This window comes from Leptolyngbya boryana PCC 6306 (assembly GCF_000353285.1).
Taxonomy (GTDB): Bacteria; Cyanobacteriota; Cyanobacteriia; order Leptolyngbyales; family Leptolyngbyaceae; genus Leptolyngbya; species Leptolyngbya boryana.
In genome coordinates, this window is sequence record NZ_KB731324.1 from 5,501,022 (window position 1) to 5,516,409 (window position 15,388).

At 45.9% G+C, this 15,388-nt stretch carries 17 protein-coding genes; 9 read left to right on the top strand and 8 right to left on the bottom strand.

Annotated features, from left to right (window positions below; genetic code table 11):
• Positions 1-171: 171 nt before the first annotated feature.
• Positions 172-1,455: a tetratricopeptide repeat protein gene (locus LEPBO_RS0127425; RefSeq protein WP_017290794.1), complete on the top strand. Its 1,284-nt coding sequence runs from the start codon at positions 172-174 to the stop codon at positions 1,453-1,455.
• Here LEPBO_RS0127425 and LEPBO_RS0127430 read toward each other — a convergent pair.
• Positions 1,442-2,236 (bottom strand): phosphate/phosphite/phosphonate ABC transporter substrate-binding protein, encoded by a 795-nt coding sequence (locus LEPBO_RS0127430; RefSeq protein WP_017290795.1) that lies wholly within the window; start codon positions 2,234-2,236, stop codon positions 1,442-1,444. The genes LEPBO_RS0127425 and LEPBO_RS0127430 overlap by 14 nt on opposite strands.
• A gap of 160 nt (positions 2,237-2,396) precedes the next feature.
• Here LEPBO_RS0127430 and LEPBO_RS0127435 point away from each other — a divergent pair, with 160 nt between their 5' ends.
• From LEPBO_RS0127435 to LEPBO_RS0127465, 7 genes are all read left to right on the top strand, one after another.
• Positions 2,397-3,542: a sulfate ABC transporter substrate-binding protein gene (locus tag LEPBO_RS0127435; protein WP_017290796.1), complete on the top strand. Its 1,146-nt coding sequence runs from the start codon at positions 2,397-2,399 to the stop codon at positions 3,540-3,542.
• A gap of 72 nt (positions 3,543-3,614) precedes the next feature.
• Positions 3,615-4,502 (top strand): sulfate ABC transporter permease subunit CysT, encoded by an 888-nt coding sequence (gene cysT / locus LEPBO_RS0127440; RefSeq protein ID WP_017290797.1) that lies wholly within the window; start codon positions 3,615-3,617, stop codon positions 4,500-4,502.
• 16 nt (positions 4,503-4,518) lie between these two features.
• Entirely contained in the window at positions 4,519-5,382 is an 864-nt protein-coding gene (cysW, locus tag LEPBO_RS0127445; RefSeq protein ID WP_017290798.1) for a sulfate ABC transporter permease subunit CysW, read from the top strand.
• Positions 5,383-5,530: 148 nt separating this feature from the next.
• The gene (locus LEPBO_RS0127450; RefSeq protein ID WP_017290799.1) at positions 5,531-6,550 is read left to right on the top strand and encodes a sulfate/molybdate ABC transporter ATP-binding protein; all 1,020 of its coding nucleotides are present in this window, start codon (positions 5,531-5,533) and stop codon (positions 6,548-6,550) included.
• Between the two features lie 129 nt (positions 6,551-6,679).
• Positions 6,680-7,144 (top strand): RrF2 family transcriptional regulator, encoded by a 465-nt coding sequence (locus LEPBO_RS0127455; protein WP_017290800.1) that lies wholly within the window; start codon positions 6,680-6,682, stop codon positions 7,142-7,144.
• 263 nt (positions 7,145-7,407) lie between these two features.
• Positions 7,408-7,833, top strand: coding sequence for a hypothetical protein (locus tag LEPBO_RS38465; RefSeq protein ID WP_017290801.1), 426 nt, complete (start codon positions 7,408-7,410; stop codon positions 7,831-7,833).
• A 5-nt stretch (positions 7,834-7,838) separates the two neighbouring features.
• Entirely contained in the window at positions 7,839-8,636 is a 798-nt protein-coding gene (locus LEPBO_RS0127465) for a sulfite exporter TauE/SafE family protein (protein WP_017290802.1), read from the top strand.
• Here LEPBO_RS0127465 and LEPBO_RS0127470 read toward each other — a convergent pair.
• The 7 genes from LEPBO_RS0127470 to LEPBO_RS0127500 are packed head-to-tail and all read right to left on the bottom strand — an operon-like array spanning position 8,633 to position 13,949.
• Positions 8,633-9,058, bottom strand: a complete 426-nt coding sequence (locus LEPBO_RS0127470; protein ID WP_017290803.1) for a DUF1634 domain-containing protein — start codon at positions 9,056-9,058, stop codon at positions 8,633-8,635. The genes LEPBO_RS0127465 and LEPBO_RS0127470 overlap by 4 nt on opposite strands.
• On the bottom strand, positions 9,059-9,895 hold the full coding sequence (locus LEPBO_RS0127475) for a sulfite exporter TauE/SafE family protein (protein ID WP_017290804.1): 837 nt from the start codon (positions 9,893-9,895) through the stop codon (positions 9,059-9,061). It abuts the gene before it with no gap.
• A 14-nt stretch (positions 9,896-9,909) separates the two neighbouring features.
• On the bottom strand, positions 9,910-10,641 hold the full coding sequence (locus LEPBO_RS0127480) for a phosphatase PAP2 family protein (protein ID WP_017290805.1): 732 nt from the start codon (positions 10,639-10,641) through the stop codon (positions 9,910-9,912).
• Between the two features lie 11 nt (positions 10,642-10,652).
• Positions 10,653-11,066 carry a YidH family protein gene (locus tag LEPBO_RS0127485; protein WP_017290806.1) on the bottom strand — a complete coding sequence of 138 codons (414 nt, stop codon included), beginning with the start codon at positions 11,064-11,066 and terminating at the stop codon, positions 10,653-10,655.
• Between the two features lie 32 nt (positions 11,067-11,098).
• Positions 11,099-11,716, bottom strand: coding sequence for a hypothetical protein (locus tag LEPBO_RS0127490; protein ID WP_017290807.1), 618 nt, complete (start codon positions 11,714-11,716; stop codon positions 11,099-11,101).
• Positions 11,717-11,732: 16 nt separating this feature from the next.
• Complete coding sequence (locus tag LEPBO_RS0127495) at positions 11,733-12,491, bottom strand: cadmium resistance transporter (protein WP_017290808.1); 759 nt, start codon at positions 12,489-12,491, stop codon at positions 11,733-11,735.
• The gene (locus LEPBO_RS0127500) at positions 12,492-13,949 is read right to left on the bottom strand and encodes an APC family permease (RefSeq protein WP_017290809.1); all 1,458 of its coding nucleotides are present in this window, start codon (positions 13,947-13,949) and stop codon (positions 12,492-12,494) included. It abuts the gene before it with no gap.
• Positions 13,950-14,722: 773 nt separating this feature from the next.
• On the opposite strand from LEPBO_RS0127500, the gene LEPBO_RS0127505 reads away from it, so the two are divergent.
• Entirely contained in the window at positions 14,723-15,379 is a 657-nt protein-coding gene (locus LEPBO_RS0127505) for a cadmium resistance transporter (RefSeq protein ID WP_017290810.1), read from the top strand.
• Positions 15,380-15,388: the final 9 nt, after the last annotated feature.

Genomic DNA, 15,388 nt, shown 5'->3' on the forward strand with positions numbered 1-15,388 from the left:
TTCCATTCCAGAGCGAGATAGAACGGAGTGAGGAAATTGTTGGTACGTTTCAAGGCTCCAAATAAATGACGAGATAAGTAACGAGCTTTACTTTTCATTGCTCCTAGGAGTATGACATACTTGGCAAATAATACGGTATTCCGACCGACTTAGTGTTATTTGTGATTCTCCATGATAATTGACGCTCAAGGACTTGCGGTGACAAGCACCCGACCTGATTTTTCTGTTCAACTCAGGACTGAACTCGATCGATTTATTGACCAAGCTCTTTACTACGGCAATCAAGCCGAAACAGCGATTCTGCAAGTGCTGGCACTCGATCCAACCTGCGCGATCGCTCAAGCATACGCTGCCGCTTACTACCTATCCCAGGAAACCGCGATCGCGCGTCAAACCGCGATGCATCACCTTAAAGTGGCTGAGCGTTATGCTGCAACGGCAACTGAACGAGAACAGTGGTACATTCGCGCGATTTCAGCTTGGGCAGGCGGCGCAATTTCTGAAGCCATCGACCTACATGAAGCGATCGCAGAGAACTATCCACAAGACCTGATTTCTGTGCAGCAAGGACAATATCACTACTTCTATCGAGGCGAATCTGATCCGTTACTCAAAATTGCCGAGAAAGTTCTTCCTGCCAATGCCGACAATCCCCATCTGCACTATTTATATGGAATGATTGCGTTTGGCTTGGAGCAATGCGGAGACTTAGATCGCGCTATGCAGACTGGACTGCAAGCGATCGCGCTGAATCGATTCGACCCGTGGGCGCAACATGCGATCGCGCATATCCTTGAAGAACAAAATCGCCCAGAAGATGGAATTCTCTGGATGGAAAGCCATTCAGACACTTGGGAGCAGTGCAATTCGATGCTGTATACCCACAATTGGTGGCATGTCGCACTTTACTACCTAGCACTGGGCAATCATCAGAAAGTCTTAGAGCTTTATGACCAAAAGGTTTGGGGACGGGCGAATCCGTCGTCGTCAAAAGATCAAGTCGGTGCGATCGCGACCTTACTGCGCTTAGAAGTGCAAGGCGTTGATGTGGGGAAACGCTGGCAGGCTCTTGCTCCTCATCTGGGTTCGCGTTTACACGAACATGCGCTACCTTTTCAAGATTTGCACTATATTTATGCACTCGCACGGGCTGGATACACAGACTGGGTGAATGAATTTCTTCAAAGTCTCACATCGCACGCACAGCAACTTCCGGCAACATCGCAATTCACCTGGCTGCAAATTGTCTTGCCTGTTGCCAAAGGCTTAATTGCATACACTCAACAAGATTGGTCAACGACAGTTTCGGCAATGCAGCCTCGACTCTCTTATCTACATACCGTCGGTGGGAGTCGGACTCAACAGAAAATGTTTGGTCAGATTTATCAACAAGCTGTTCTACGCAATCAGTCTGGCAAAGTGCGGCAGTTATGGCGAACGGTTAAAGCTGGCTAAAGCACGAATTCGTCACATCGTCATAGAGATCAGCGATCGCTGCATAATCTTCTGTAGTGACAGCCGCAAAGCGCTGAATCTGCATTGCAGTCATAGCTGCTGATAATTCTGAATCTGGATGCAGTAATGCTGATTGAATTTTCTCAATCACTGGATCGCCTAAATGTGTTGCCACCACAATCGGCGGCATCGGACAAGCCCGACTCGACTCGATGATTTTCACATGATGTGCCAGTTCGGGAAAGACGCGAAATTCCCGCTCCAGTACCGTACTATCAATCGCAGCACAATCTGCTTTGCGCTCAATTACCCAACGAATCGATCGCTGATGTGAGCCAGATTGAATCGCATGTTTGAAAAATTGTGGACGTTGTTCCTGAAGTAAGCGATCCCGAAGCAAGTAGTAGCCACTATTCGAGCCAGGATCGTTATAACAAACGGTTGAATTTGCTAAATCCGAGAACGTTTGAAACGAACTCTCCGCATGAACAATGATATCGGAGAAGTAAATCGGCGTATTTTGATACCGCTCAGCTTGCATCACTGGAGCCGCGATCGCGCTGAACTGCCGAGGTCGAATTCGCCCGTACCGAACAAACGGCAATCCACAAATAAAAGCTAGATCGATCGCGTCTTCATAAAGTCGCGAATCCTTCAACGGATCACATTCGCCGACCATCAAATCAGCCTGACAGCCCAAGACTCGCCCCAAATAAAGAGTCACAGCTTGATAAAACTCCAACCAATTTGGAGCCAAGTATGAAATCGCATGAAAAGACACAATCTGATTCCTCAGCAAGCATTAGAGTTATTGTAATCCCAAGTAAACCGATCAAATAATAGGAGTATTTTCTTGCGCTTTATCTCTTTCTCCGATACGATTGAAAACTGAGATAAGGACGGTAATCCTACAATATTACCGTAGATTAGGAGAACAATTCATGAAGTTGAAGCACCATCCACATGAGCTAGCACCACGCTTGGCTCAAACCTTCAAAACACTATTTAATCTGCACTCTGTCAGAAAATTCGTTTCACTCTTTGTGATCGGCACGACCTTGAGCCTCGCTATCGCCTCCTGCGGCGGCAACACCGCTTCAACTTCTTCTAGTCCCAATAGCGCTAGCCCCGTTGCCAATTCCGCTAAAGAGGTCGAACTCACCCTCGTCGGCTATGCCGTCCCCAAAGCCGCTCACGATGCCATCATTCCTAAGTTCGTCGAGAAGTGGCAAAAAGAAAAAGGGCAAACCGTCACCTTCAAACAAAGCTACGGTGGCTCAGGCTCTCAAACTCGCGCCATTATTGATGGTCTTGAAGCCGATGTCGCCAACTTAGCGATCGCCGCAGATACCGAAAAGCTCGTCAAAGCCGGATTTGTCAATTCTGACTGGACGACCAAAACCCCGAATAATGGCATTGTCGCCAAAACGGTCGCTGCGGTGATTGTCCGTCCCGGTAATCCCAAAAATATCAAAACCTTTGATGATTTGACCCGTCCCGATGTCAAATGGGTCACGGCAGACCCGAAAACCTCGGGGGGCGCTCGCTGGAACTTCCTCGCTCTCTGGGATCATGCTTTGAGAGCCAACAATAAGGATGAAGCTAAAGCGACCGAATTTGTCACTAAAGCGTTTGCGAATGTGGCAGTCCTGGCAAAAGATGCCCGCGAATCGACTGACGCATTCTCCAAGCAGGGACAAGGCGATGCCTTGATCAACTATGAGAATGAGGTGATTCTGGCACAGCAAAAGGGGGAAAAGCTGGAATATGTCGTGCCAGATCCCAATGTGTCGATCGATATTCCGATTTCGGTGATTGATAAGAACGTGGATAAGCATGGCACGCGGGAAGTTGCAGAGGCATTTGTGCAGTATTTGTACACCCCGGAAGCACAAGCCGAATTCGTCAAGTTAGGCTTCCGCCCGTTGGATGGTGCCCCGGTGAAGACAAAAGAGAATACGGACAAGTACCCGGCGGTGAAGACCTTGGGCACGATTCAGGAGTATGGCGGGTGGAGCCAAGCACAGAAGAAGTTCTTTGACGATGGAGCGGTCTTCGACCAAGTCCAAGCTTCGATCAAACGTTAGGCATAAATAGAGCCGCAGCAAGAACATTCAATCTCTGCGGCTCTAACTTTCTGGTTTTATTTGGAGTACTGTATGGCTTCTTCTGCTCAAGTTCCCTCTCGAAAAGGACCAATTTGGAAAGCGTGGGGACGATCGATCGTTCAGATGCCGTGGACATGGCGGATCATGCTGTCATATTTGACCGTGATGCTGTTTATTCCGGTTGTAGCAATGCTATTAAAATCTGCAACAGTCGGTCCTGCGGAGTTTTGGCGGATTGCGACGAGTCCAATTGCGCTTTCTACTTATGACATTACTTTTACGACTTCATTAGTTGCTGCATTGATTAATGGATTCTTTGGAACCCTGATCGCTTGGATCTTAGTGCGATATGACTTTCCACTGAAGCGGTTAGTCGATGCTTCCGTTGACTTACCTTTCGCTTTACCGACCGCAGTTGCAGGTCTAACCTTAGCAACGGTCTATAGCGAAAATGGCTGGCTTGGTTCATTACTTGCCCCATTTGGAATCAAGGTTGCCTTTACTCGGGTTGGTGTTGGGATCGCGATGCTCTTTATCTCATTACCATTTGTAATTCGCACAGTGCAGCCCGTTCTCTCAGAAATAGAAAAAGAAGTCGAAGAGGCAGCTTGGAGTTTAGGAGCTTCACCTTGGCAGACTTTTCAACGAGTTGTTCTGCCGCCCTTGTTTCCAGCAATTTTAACTGGAGTTGCGCTAGGGTTCTCTCGCGCTGTAGGTGAATATGGCTCAACTGTCATCATTTCATCGAACACTCCTTTTCGCGATTTGATTGCACCGATCCTGATTTTCCAGCGTTTAGAACAATATGACTACGCTGGAGCAACAGTGATCGGCATGGTTCTATTGATGATTTCGCTCTTGATCTTGCTTGCACTCAACGTCTTGCAAAATTGGGGAAGACGCTACGACACGGGATCTAGCAGAATGCCTGGGCATTAGTTAGGAGATTAAAACAATGACGACGATCGCGGATGCTCCACGTTCAGCTCAAACAAGAAAAACAACGCAACAAAAAAGTTGGGTTCCAATTCTACTCATTGGTATCGGTATTGCCTACCTGGGGCTAATCCTATACATTCCTGCCATCAATGTTTTTTACCAGGCGTTTAAGGGAGGTGTTGCACCCTTTCTCTCGAACTTGACACAGCCGAATTTTATTCACGCGATTAAGTTAACTGTGATGCTAGCCGCGATCGCAGTTCCGCTCAATACAGTTTTTGGACTCTGTACTGCTTGGGCACTGGCTCGCAAACAGTTCCGAGGACGCACCTTGTTACTGAGCATCATTGACCTACCGTTTGCAATTTCTCCCGTTGTCGCAGGTTTGATGATCGTCTTGCTGTATGGGCGACTCGGTTGGTTCGGAACATGGTTACAAGCCAACGATATTCGGATTGTGTTTGCTTTTCCGGGCATGCTACTTGCAACGATGTTTGTGAGTATGCCTTTTGTGGCAAGAGAAGTGATCCCAGTTCTAGAAGAAGCGGGAGCCGATCAAGAAGAAGCGGCAAAAACCTTGGGTGCAAATGGTTGGCAGACATTCTGGCGGGTCACACTGCCGAGTATTCGGTGGGGATTGCTCTATGGAATTATCCTGACCAATGCTAGAGCAATGGGCGAATTTGGAGCGGTCTCGGTTGTGTCAGGTAACTTAGCTGGAAAAACGCAAAGTTTACCGTTGTTTGTAGAAGAAGCCTACAAACAATATGAAACAGAATCAGCTTACTCAGCAGCCGTATTGCTAGCCTTGCTTGCGGTCGTTACTTTGGTGCTGAAAGAGATCATGGAACGAAAGACGCGCATCAAAGAAGTGGAATAGCAGTGATGGCACAGAGCAGACAAGTTTTTCCTAACCCTGAAAATATGTGTTCAACGTTACAAAGAAAACCCGAACCTGACTAATATACTGTTATTCTATGGATAAACCGTAGAATGCAGGGAAAACTTCTCTGGAGGATTGAGGCACCGTGGGTATTGAAGTACAAAACGTTTCCAAGCACTATGGCTCGTTTCATGCGGTTGATCAAGTCAACTTAAGCATCAAAACTGGCTCTCTCGTTGCATTATTAGGACCTTCTGGGTCAGGTAAATCAACGCTCTTGCGCATGATAGCAGGATTAGAAACCCCAGATGAAGGACGGATTGCATTAATTGGTCGCGATGCGACATATCAATCAGTCCAGGATCGCAATATTGGCTTTGTGTTTCAGCACTATGCGCTGTTCAAGCATTTGACGATTCGAGAAAATATTGCATTTGCTTTGGATATTCGCAAGAAGCCCAAAGCAAAAATTAAAGAGCGCGTGGAAGAACTCCTAGAGCTAGTTCAGCTACAAGGATTTGGCGATCGCTATCCGTCTCAACTCTCTGGCGGACAACGCCAACGGGTTGCACTCGCAAGAGCTTTAGCCGTACAACCGCAAGTATTGCTACTCGATGAACCTTTTGGAGCGCTCGATGCCAAAGTCAGAAAAGAACTGCGAGCTTGGCTCCGACGGTTGCACAAAGACGTGAACGTTACCACAGTGTTTGTCACTCACGATCAAGAAGAAGCAATGGAAGTTGCAGATGAAATCGTGGTGATGAATCGCGGTCGAATTGAGCAAGTCGGAACTGCAACAGATATCTATGATCATCCTGCTTCTGCGTTTGTCATGAGCTTTATTGGTCCAGTCAATGTGGTTCCTGCTCGTGCAGGCATTTTACCCAACGACGGCAACAAGATTTTAGATTCCGATCGCGTGTTCTTGCGTCCGCATGACATTGATATCGAGCTAATCCCGTCCTCAGAATCAGTTTCAGCCCAGGTCGATCGCGTGATCCACTTAGGTTGGGAAATTGTCGTTGAAATCCGACTTGAATCTGGGGAATTAGTGACTGCGAATCTGAGCCGCGATCGTTTTAATCAACTCAGCCTAGAGCCACAACAACGCATCTACATTAAGCCGAAAGTTGTGAAGACATTTCCAGCCTACGCACTGAGCTAGCTTGAGCCAAGACGAATCCAACTGCCTTTCTCTCTTGCAATTGTGCCCAGGAAGCAGAGAGAAAGACTGCTCTACTTTTAGGACTAACAGTTTTACGATACAAAATGAGTCAATCTACCGAGTGTTTGAATGCAATCAGATCTCTCTAGCTATACTCCTATAGAACTGACTTCTAGGATTGAGTATGCATTGCTGACACTCTTAGAACTTGTGGGTCATGCAAATCGAAGTTATGCGCCGCTCACGATTACAGAAATTGCTTCAAAACATTCTATTCCTGAGCGCTATTTAGAACAGATTATGACGATTCTCCGGCGTGGGGGACTCGTCCGCAGCTATCGAGGGTCTAGAGGTGGCTATGTTCTTGCACGCGATGCAAAAGAAATTACTTTATTTGAAATCGTTGCGTTCGTGGATGGAGAGCGCAAACCCAGAGAATTAGAGGTTACGCCAAATTTAGAGCGGCAAATTGTTTATAACGTTTGGCAGAGCCTCAATACACTCTCTCAAAAATTTCTCACGGGCATTACGCTAGAAGATCTCTACCGAGAGTGGGATGAGAACCAGCGTGGCAATCCGATGTACTACATTTAGCTATCAAAGACATAGAATATGATTTTGTTCTCAGGATGCATACCGTTCTGCTGAGGCAAAATCTTCTGCTGCAAAAGCAATGTTTCGATTTTCTAAATTTTGAGAGCTAGCTTCAATCGCTGCACCTCGTTTGCATGAGAATACCGAGGGGTATTTCTTTCATGCTCATATTTTGTACAAAACTAAATTTTTCGTCCTTGTGACAATGTTCTGTTAAAATACGGTAAGTCTATCAAGATTTAGGTAATAGGGAGCAGGATACTGTGAGTCAAGCCGGATTTCAAAGAATCACCTGGAAAAGAATTCGAGGAGGTCTACTTTTTGCACTGGGTTGGTTACTGTCGCCGCTGTGCTGGTGGAACGATTTGATTTTTAATCTGCCCGTCGCATATGGATTTGGATATGTATTGAGTAAACTTTCTCCAGATTGGTTCTTGGGCGGCACGATCGCGGGTTATTGGCTCTCGAATCTCGTCGGAATTTTGCTGATGCAAGTGGGAGCGATCGAAGTTTTTCAAAATCAAGACCGCAATTTGAAGAAAGACCTGTTGTGGGGTGTAGTTTCTTCGACTGCATTTACCGTTCTTGCGATCGCGCTGATTCAATTTCAGATTCTTGAGATTCCGACTTCGCTTTTAGAAGGTTCCTTTGATCTTGCTTCTTTACTACCAAGAGTCAAAGGAGAATAACCGAGATGAATTATTTATTACTCTCTTGCTTTAGCTTCGGGGTTGGCATTGTTGTGGGACTGACTGGAATTGGTGGCGCTTCACTGATTACCCCAATGCTGATTTTCGTGTTTCAAGTGCCTGCTTCTGTTGCGGTCAGTTCCGATGTTGTCGCAGCGACCCTGATGAAAGTCATCGGCGGTGTCAAACATTGGCGACAGAAAACATTAGATCTAGGTGCCGTTCGCTGGTTAGCATTCGGAAGTGTGCCTGGCTCGCTTTTAGGAGTTGCAACATTGCACTGGTTGCGGCAATTTGGCGAAGTAAATTTAGATTCGATACTCTTGCATCTGATTGGCTATGCGATTTTGCTCGTGACAGCGACCGCATTAGTTCAACTTCTCCTCATGACCTTTGCACCAGCGTGGGAACTGCCCACTTTGCCCAAGTTAGATTTAGAGACACAGACAGGTCGAATGAGCGCGATCGCACTGGGCGCAATTCTCGGCTACATTGTCGGGATGACGAGCGTTTCATCGGGTTCGATGTTCGCACTCGTGCTGATTGCATTCTTTCAGCTAGATGCCCAAAAATTAGTCGGAACGGATCTGGCTCAAGCAGCAATTTTATTGACATTTACTTCGATCGGACATCTGACTCTAGGAACTGTAGATTGGCACTTAGTCTTGCCGATTTGGATCGGATCAGTTCCAGGTGTGATCGTGGGTGCAAAACTCTGCAAACTTACACCCCAACGCCCGCTTAGATTTGTGATTTATCTGATGCTCGTGATGGTGAGTTGGAAGCTGGCGCATTCCGCTTAAAAGTACGCACCCACAAAGCTATAAATCAAGCCAGATAAAACTAAAAACGTAATTGCAGCATAAGTATAATCTCTCCATCTGAGAAATGTCACCAGAGAAAGCAAGACTCGAAGAATGGGAGTTGCAATTAAGACGAGTAATCCGAGTTGAATGATGCCGCGACGATGCCCTTCAAGCAGTGCTTGAACGACACCACTCGGAGAGCGATAGATCGCAGGTTCACCCTGAAAAACCCGATAATCAACAGGTTCAGCATGATGATGAATCAAATACAAAATTCCACCAACTAATACAATCAAGCTAGAGAGTTGCACACCATAGCGTAGTAGATTGCTGATCCAAAGTTCTAGTTTTGCTTCTTGCGATCGATCCAGCGTTTCATCGCTTGAGGAATTCGATCGAGCTATCAGATCCTTGTACATCTACATCCCTCCAGCCAAACTGTTGTACACCATCTTAAATGCCATTGCCATCAAAACTAGGCTAAAGAGAATTCTTAATAGTTGAGTTTTAGCACCGACTAAAACTTTCGCACCGAGCAATGCGCCAGGAAATACTCCTAGCATCACAGGCATTGATAGTCCTGGATCAATATAACCTCGTGCTAGATATACACCTGCCGAAGCAGCAGCCGTCACGCCGATCATAAAGTTACTGGTCGTCGTCGAAACCTTGAACGGGAGCCGCATCGCTTGATCCATTGCAAGCACCTTGAATCCACCCGATCCAATTCCTAGCAATCCAGACAAAACGCCTGCAACCATCATCACGCTAAAACCAACTGGAACCGACTGCGCCTCATAGCTCATCTCACCTTGAGGAGTGGGACAAGTTCCATTTAATTTCAGTTGTACAGCTAACGGATCAGAGTCTTGATGTTCAAAAAAATCAGGTCGCGGCTGTTGAGCTAAATAAGCAGAATAAAGTAATGTTGCCGCTAAGACGACAGTTAACGCCTTAACTGAAATAAAGGCTCCAATCAAAGCACCCACTAACGCTCCAATCACTGTTGCGACCTCTAGAAACATGCCTAAGCGTAAGTTCGTGAGTCCTTGCTTAATATAAGTTGAAGCAGCCGCAGAAGAAGTCGCAATCACAGAGACAAGAGAAGCCCCGATCGCATAGCGAATATCAACTCCAAACACTGACGTTAACAGCGGAACAAGCACAACCCCACCGCCCAATCCTGTCAGTGCTCCTAGGAATCCAGCAGTGAATGAACCCAACCAAACTAGTAATGAAAATTCTAGGATATTCAAGTTGTGTCATCCTTTTAGGTTTGTAATTCTTCCGGCATCAGCGAGGTTTCTTCTGAAGGGGGTTCCAAGTTTTCAGGCTTCAGGTGCGGTCGAATGATTAAGTTTACTCCAATCACCCAAGCCAGCGACACCATCCAGCCAGCCAAAATATCACTTGGAAAGTGAACCCCCAGATAAAGGCGAGTCCACCCGATCGTCACAACAAAACCGCTTCCAAGGGTTGCAATCAGCCAGCACCACCGACTCCCCCAAGTGAGAATGACTAAGGCAGCAATAAAACTCATACTCGACATCGCATGCCCGCTCGGAAAAGAAAAACCAGCATGAGCAGCAGCCTCCCACAAAGCAGGGCGATCTCGATGAAAAAGCGCTTTCGCAATCAGATTAATCACTCCAGTCCCACCAACTGCAAGTAATAGATAAGTCAGCGATCGCCATCTTTTCCGATAGAGCATGATCACTGCAATTGCGATCGTCGCTGGAACGACTCCTTTCTTAACGCCGAGCGGTGTAATCGTTTTCGCAAAAGCATCCAACCCTGGCTGTGCAGTTTGATGAATACTCAGCAAGATGGAACGATCCCAAACGAAGCCGCCGTTTTGCCAAACGATGATTGCAAGTTGCTCAAAAATCAACAGTGGCAACCCGACTCCGACAAACAATAATAGTAAGGTTTGCCAGTGAACGATGAGAAGCTTTTGAAATAGCTTCAAAAAAGATTGAAAACGATTCTCTAGATTGAACATTGACCCAATTGCTACTCAATCAAAACAGAATTCAGCCAGTCTAACGGCACCGTGAAGACATAGTAGATCACCCCAAGCCCCAAGAGTGCGACAGTCAAACTAGACAGAATCACCCATCGATCCGGAGGTTCATAGGTGTCTTCCTCAATATCGTTCCGAACTGCAAAATAATGCTGAGTTGAGAGCAATACTGCTAGCAGCCCAACAATAGAAAAAGCCAGCCCTAGCTGCCAGCCTGCACCCGGAGGTTGAGGCGCGATCGGTGGACGGAGAACTCGCAGACGAACAATCAGCACACCAAACCCCATCAAAGCAACCCCGCTCCGCATCCAAGCGAGATACGTCCGCTCATTCGCTAAATGATCTCGAATTCGATTGGGATTGAGTTTCTTGGGTGGAGATTGAGTTTCTACTTCGATCGTCATGGATTCACTCCTCGAATTCCCGTCTTTGGGTACTAATCTTCAATTGGAGCATTCGGAAGGCTTGCCTGTATTGTTGCTACAGTTAAATCTGGAATCGGTAAGACACCATCACTCGATTTCGCAAATTTTGAAGGAGCAAGATTAAATTCTAGCTCTCCTTGAGCATTCACCGTTGCGTTGAGTCGCGTTCCACTCACAAATTGAGCAACAGTCGGTTCAGTCACTTCTGATAGTCCAGCTAACTTTGTTCCTGTTGGTAAATACACACCATCACAACTCCATTCATCTTCTGTAATTTCGCCATTGGCTAGATAGTAAAGCACGCTCGGAGATTGCGGAGCTTTCTTTGCTTTATGAGCGAAAACTGCGATCGTACTTCCTGTCGAGTTGCGACACTGGGAATAGTGCGATGCCGTCTCTAAAATGTACTTTTGAAGATTTAATGCTCCTAGCTTTTGCTCAATTTCAACCGGCGTTAAATCAGATTCTTCGGGAGATGCTTTAGCTTGGATAAGATTTGCGATCGCTTGCGTCACTTCAGCATACTCTGGCGTACCTGTGAGCTTTGGCGGATCAGCCCAGGCAGGTGAAGCTCCAACCAAATTGAGCAATAGCACAAGTGCAACCAGGATAATTCTAAAACCGTTCATTGTTGGCTTCCTCATATCAATTTTCGTCAGCTTTTACGGAGGGATAGAGTGCTGGAATTTTTTCTAGTAAAGCTTTAGAAGATGTAGCTTTCGCCAGCCGCAGCAGATGAATTAATCCCATGCAGCTGATGACTAACGCTAACACTGCAAGTCCTCGGTCTTCAAGGGTATGACTATCAATCAGAATTAACACCCCTAGTCCGAGCAGTACAAAAGGCACCAGTTGATTTCCGTAGCGAGTTAGAGTTTGAGCGACTCCCGGCAAGCAGGTTAAACAATACGCAGCATAGCACCAGACTCCCACCATTGAGAAAAACACAGCAAGAATTGCTAGCAAGCTTTCCCAGGTCGCGCTCGCAAACAAAGGAACATAGATTCCGATGTTATCCCCACCATTGGCGAAAGTAACAGCTGCAACGCTATAAGTTTGAGGAGAAAGAAAATTGGTAACCCAAGAAGTCTCAGACTGTTCAGAGAGTTCTTCTTCCGTTTCTTCTTCACCAGAATTGAGCAACCGATTCACACCGATCGCAATCGGCACTAACCCCAACAATCCGATCCAAGGTCGCGGAAACAATACCGTTCCGAAAAAACTGGGTAAGCTCGCAAATACGAGAGCAGCAAATCCTAGATACTGCCCACTGACAATATGCCTTCGTCGGAATATTCCATTGACCTGAGAGAAGAACAATATCAGAATCAAAATGTCGTCTAAATTTGTCGCAGTAAAGGCAGCTAGACCTTTTGGAATTGCAGTGATAAAGTCATTCATCATTTAATTTCGCTCTGTTGAATTAGCATGATTGGAATGGATCGCATGAATCGATCGCTCCATGTGTTTGACTAGATGTGGAGTCCGAAACCGTTGCACCACAAACCATCCAAAGCCGACAGCAAGATACAAGGCGAATAGATAAGGGAAAACATTCGCAGGTGCTTCTGGAGCCGGAAAAAGCGTGCTACCTGGAATCCCGATCGTGCCGACAACCGGCAGCATCATGAAGCCAACCCCCAGCACTGAGAAGATCACATCTTGAAACCGAAGTTGCTGTAGTCGATACAGATAGATTGGAGCCGCGATCGACACTAAGATGTAGACCAACAAGAATCCGTAAGTACAAATCGTGCCCAGATACCCCATACTCTCGAATGTCTTGAGTCCAAACAGATTCATAGATGCGGGAACTAGAAATGTGACCAAAGCACACAGCGCGACAGCAGTATGCGGAGTCAAATTCTCTTCGTGCGCCTCACCTAAAGCATCATGAAATACACCGTGTCGCGCCATGAGAAACATCACTCTTGCCGCCGGATTAATCGCAGCGAGAATGCAAGCAAAAAAGCTCAACCATGCTCCTAGACTAATGAAGCTCCCCAAAAAACCGACTCCTGCTTGCTCTGCTAGGAAACTCAAGGGTTCCTCACTCTGAGCCAAATTTGCAGAGCTTCCATTGAAACCCAGAACTTCAATGTATGCCATGACGATGAAGAAGATTCCAGTTTGCACAGTGCTCCGCATCACTGCTTTTGGGATATTCTTAAGCGGCTTCTGAGCTTCATCGCCCAGGGAGGTTGCGCTTTCAAATCCTGAAAAGCCAAATACAACGAGGACAATCCCCATCGAAATTCCGCCCGGAGTAGCATCTTTGAGCGTCAGTTGATGCCAATCGATCGCGAATCCTTGATGACTCCAAATCAACACGCCTAGCAGTGCAATTAAGCCAATCGAAATGCCTTCTAGCCAAAGCAATGCTTTTGCTGAAAGTTGAACATCTTTATGCGCGGCATACCAAGCGATCGCTGTACCCACGGCAAACAATGTCAACACATGAGTTTGAATCCCTAGATGTGCGAACAAGACTTGTCCAAAATTCGCAAAGCCGCAGAGAACAGCCATCCCCGTGAAAAGATACGCCAGAATTAACCCCAAACCACAAAGTACACCTGCCGATGTCCCTAAGCCAGTCGCAATGTAGGTATAGAGCGATCCCGGAGAAGCAGATCGTCGAGCAAACTGATTGATATTGATACTGACAAAGACTAAGCCCACCAAACCCAGTAGAAAGCTTAACCATGTTCCATTGCCAGCCACCGCATAGATCAAAGCCAGATTTGCTGCAGGCGTAGTTGTAGGAGCAATGACCGCGATCGATTGAGCTAAAACCTCGCTATAAGAAAGACATTCTCGTTTCAAGCCATGCAAACTTGGACTAATTGGAACCTCAGCTGTCATGTAAAAACTCCTCGTTTTAGCGCTTGAAATTGAGTGTTGTATTTCAAGCTTCTCAGTCTTTCTAGCCAGAAATTATTTCACACAAACTGTATTCACTGTATTCGCGCTCTGTCTATGGAAGCAAATATTCTTATTTCTTAAAACGATAACTTCAAGTGATTAGAAATAATTGTTTTGAAATTAACAAATTGAAAGATTCTAAAAAATTAGATCTGTAATCCTTACTGGAAGGCATTTTCAGCCACTAATTTCATTAATGACTTCTTTAATTTTTCTCATAATCCCATCGTTTTACGAGGATTTTATAGCAATGTTTTCTATTGAAAAATTGTCAATTTTCTGTGAATTTTGCTCCAATTCCGATCAGATTATGGGAATTTTTGATTAAAAATATACTGAACATTACTGATATTCCATTAATAGAAATCTTAACTATCTCTAAAAGACAGATTCTTTGGCTTTTCAATACTATAGTTGAGATTAGAATTGCACGATTCTGCTCAATCCGGAAATGGTGCAGACTAATCACATCGAATACAATTCAGCCAGCTTTACAGAGTCCAATCGTCTCGATTTGCAGCAGAGTACAAGTCATCTCCTCATTTTAATTATTTGAATTTATCGATTTGACAAGGAATACTATTTGTCTCTATCGAACAGAGCAAATATTCTGTAGTCATTACAAAAGCTTTTCGCCTCGGATTTTGGTAGACACAAAGCTTCTTTGACAAAAGAGTGTTGGAAACCGAGAGCTTGAACAATGAGGATCAATCATGAACTGGCTAGAAGGAACGTTAATGACCGGAACAGCAGTAGCATTTGCAACAACGTTTGACGACAACTTGTATTTAACGATCTTTTTCGGCAAAGTGAATCGGACTTTCTGCCCTCGTCATGTGGTCATCGGTGAGTATCTAGGATTTACAGCACTAATCGGAGTGAGCCTCGTTGGTTTTTTGGGAGGGTTAGTCATCTCTGAGCAATTGCTTGGACTACTCGGCTTTTTGCCGATCGCAATCGGGGCGAGTCAACTGCTCAAGCACGAAGAAGATGACGACGTAGTTCACACTGTCTCTAGCAGTCTCAAAACACCTCAAGCAAGACGAACACCACAAGAATCTTTCTGGGCAACGCTGAAAGACCCGCAAACCTATCGAGTGTCTGCGGTGACGATCGCAAACGGCGGTAACAATATTGGCATCTATGTTCCGCTATTCGCGACGAGTACGCTGCCTAGATTAAGCGTGATTGTGAGTATCTGTTACGCAACGATTGGACTCTGGTGTTTCCTTTCTTACCATCTGACGCGCCAACCTGCGATCGCGTTTGTGATTGCTCGGTATGCTCGAAAAGTTTTCCCCTTTGTCTTGATGTGGATCGGGCTACGGATCGTGATGGATAACGGCTCTTACCAATTGTTATTTCCTTAGTCATTCAGG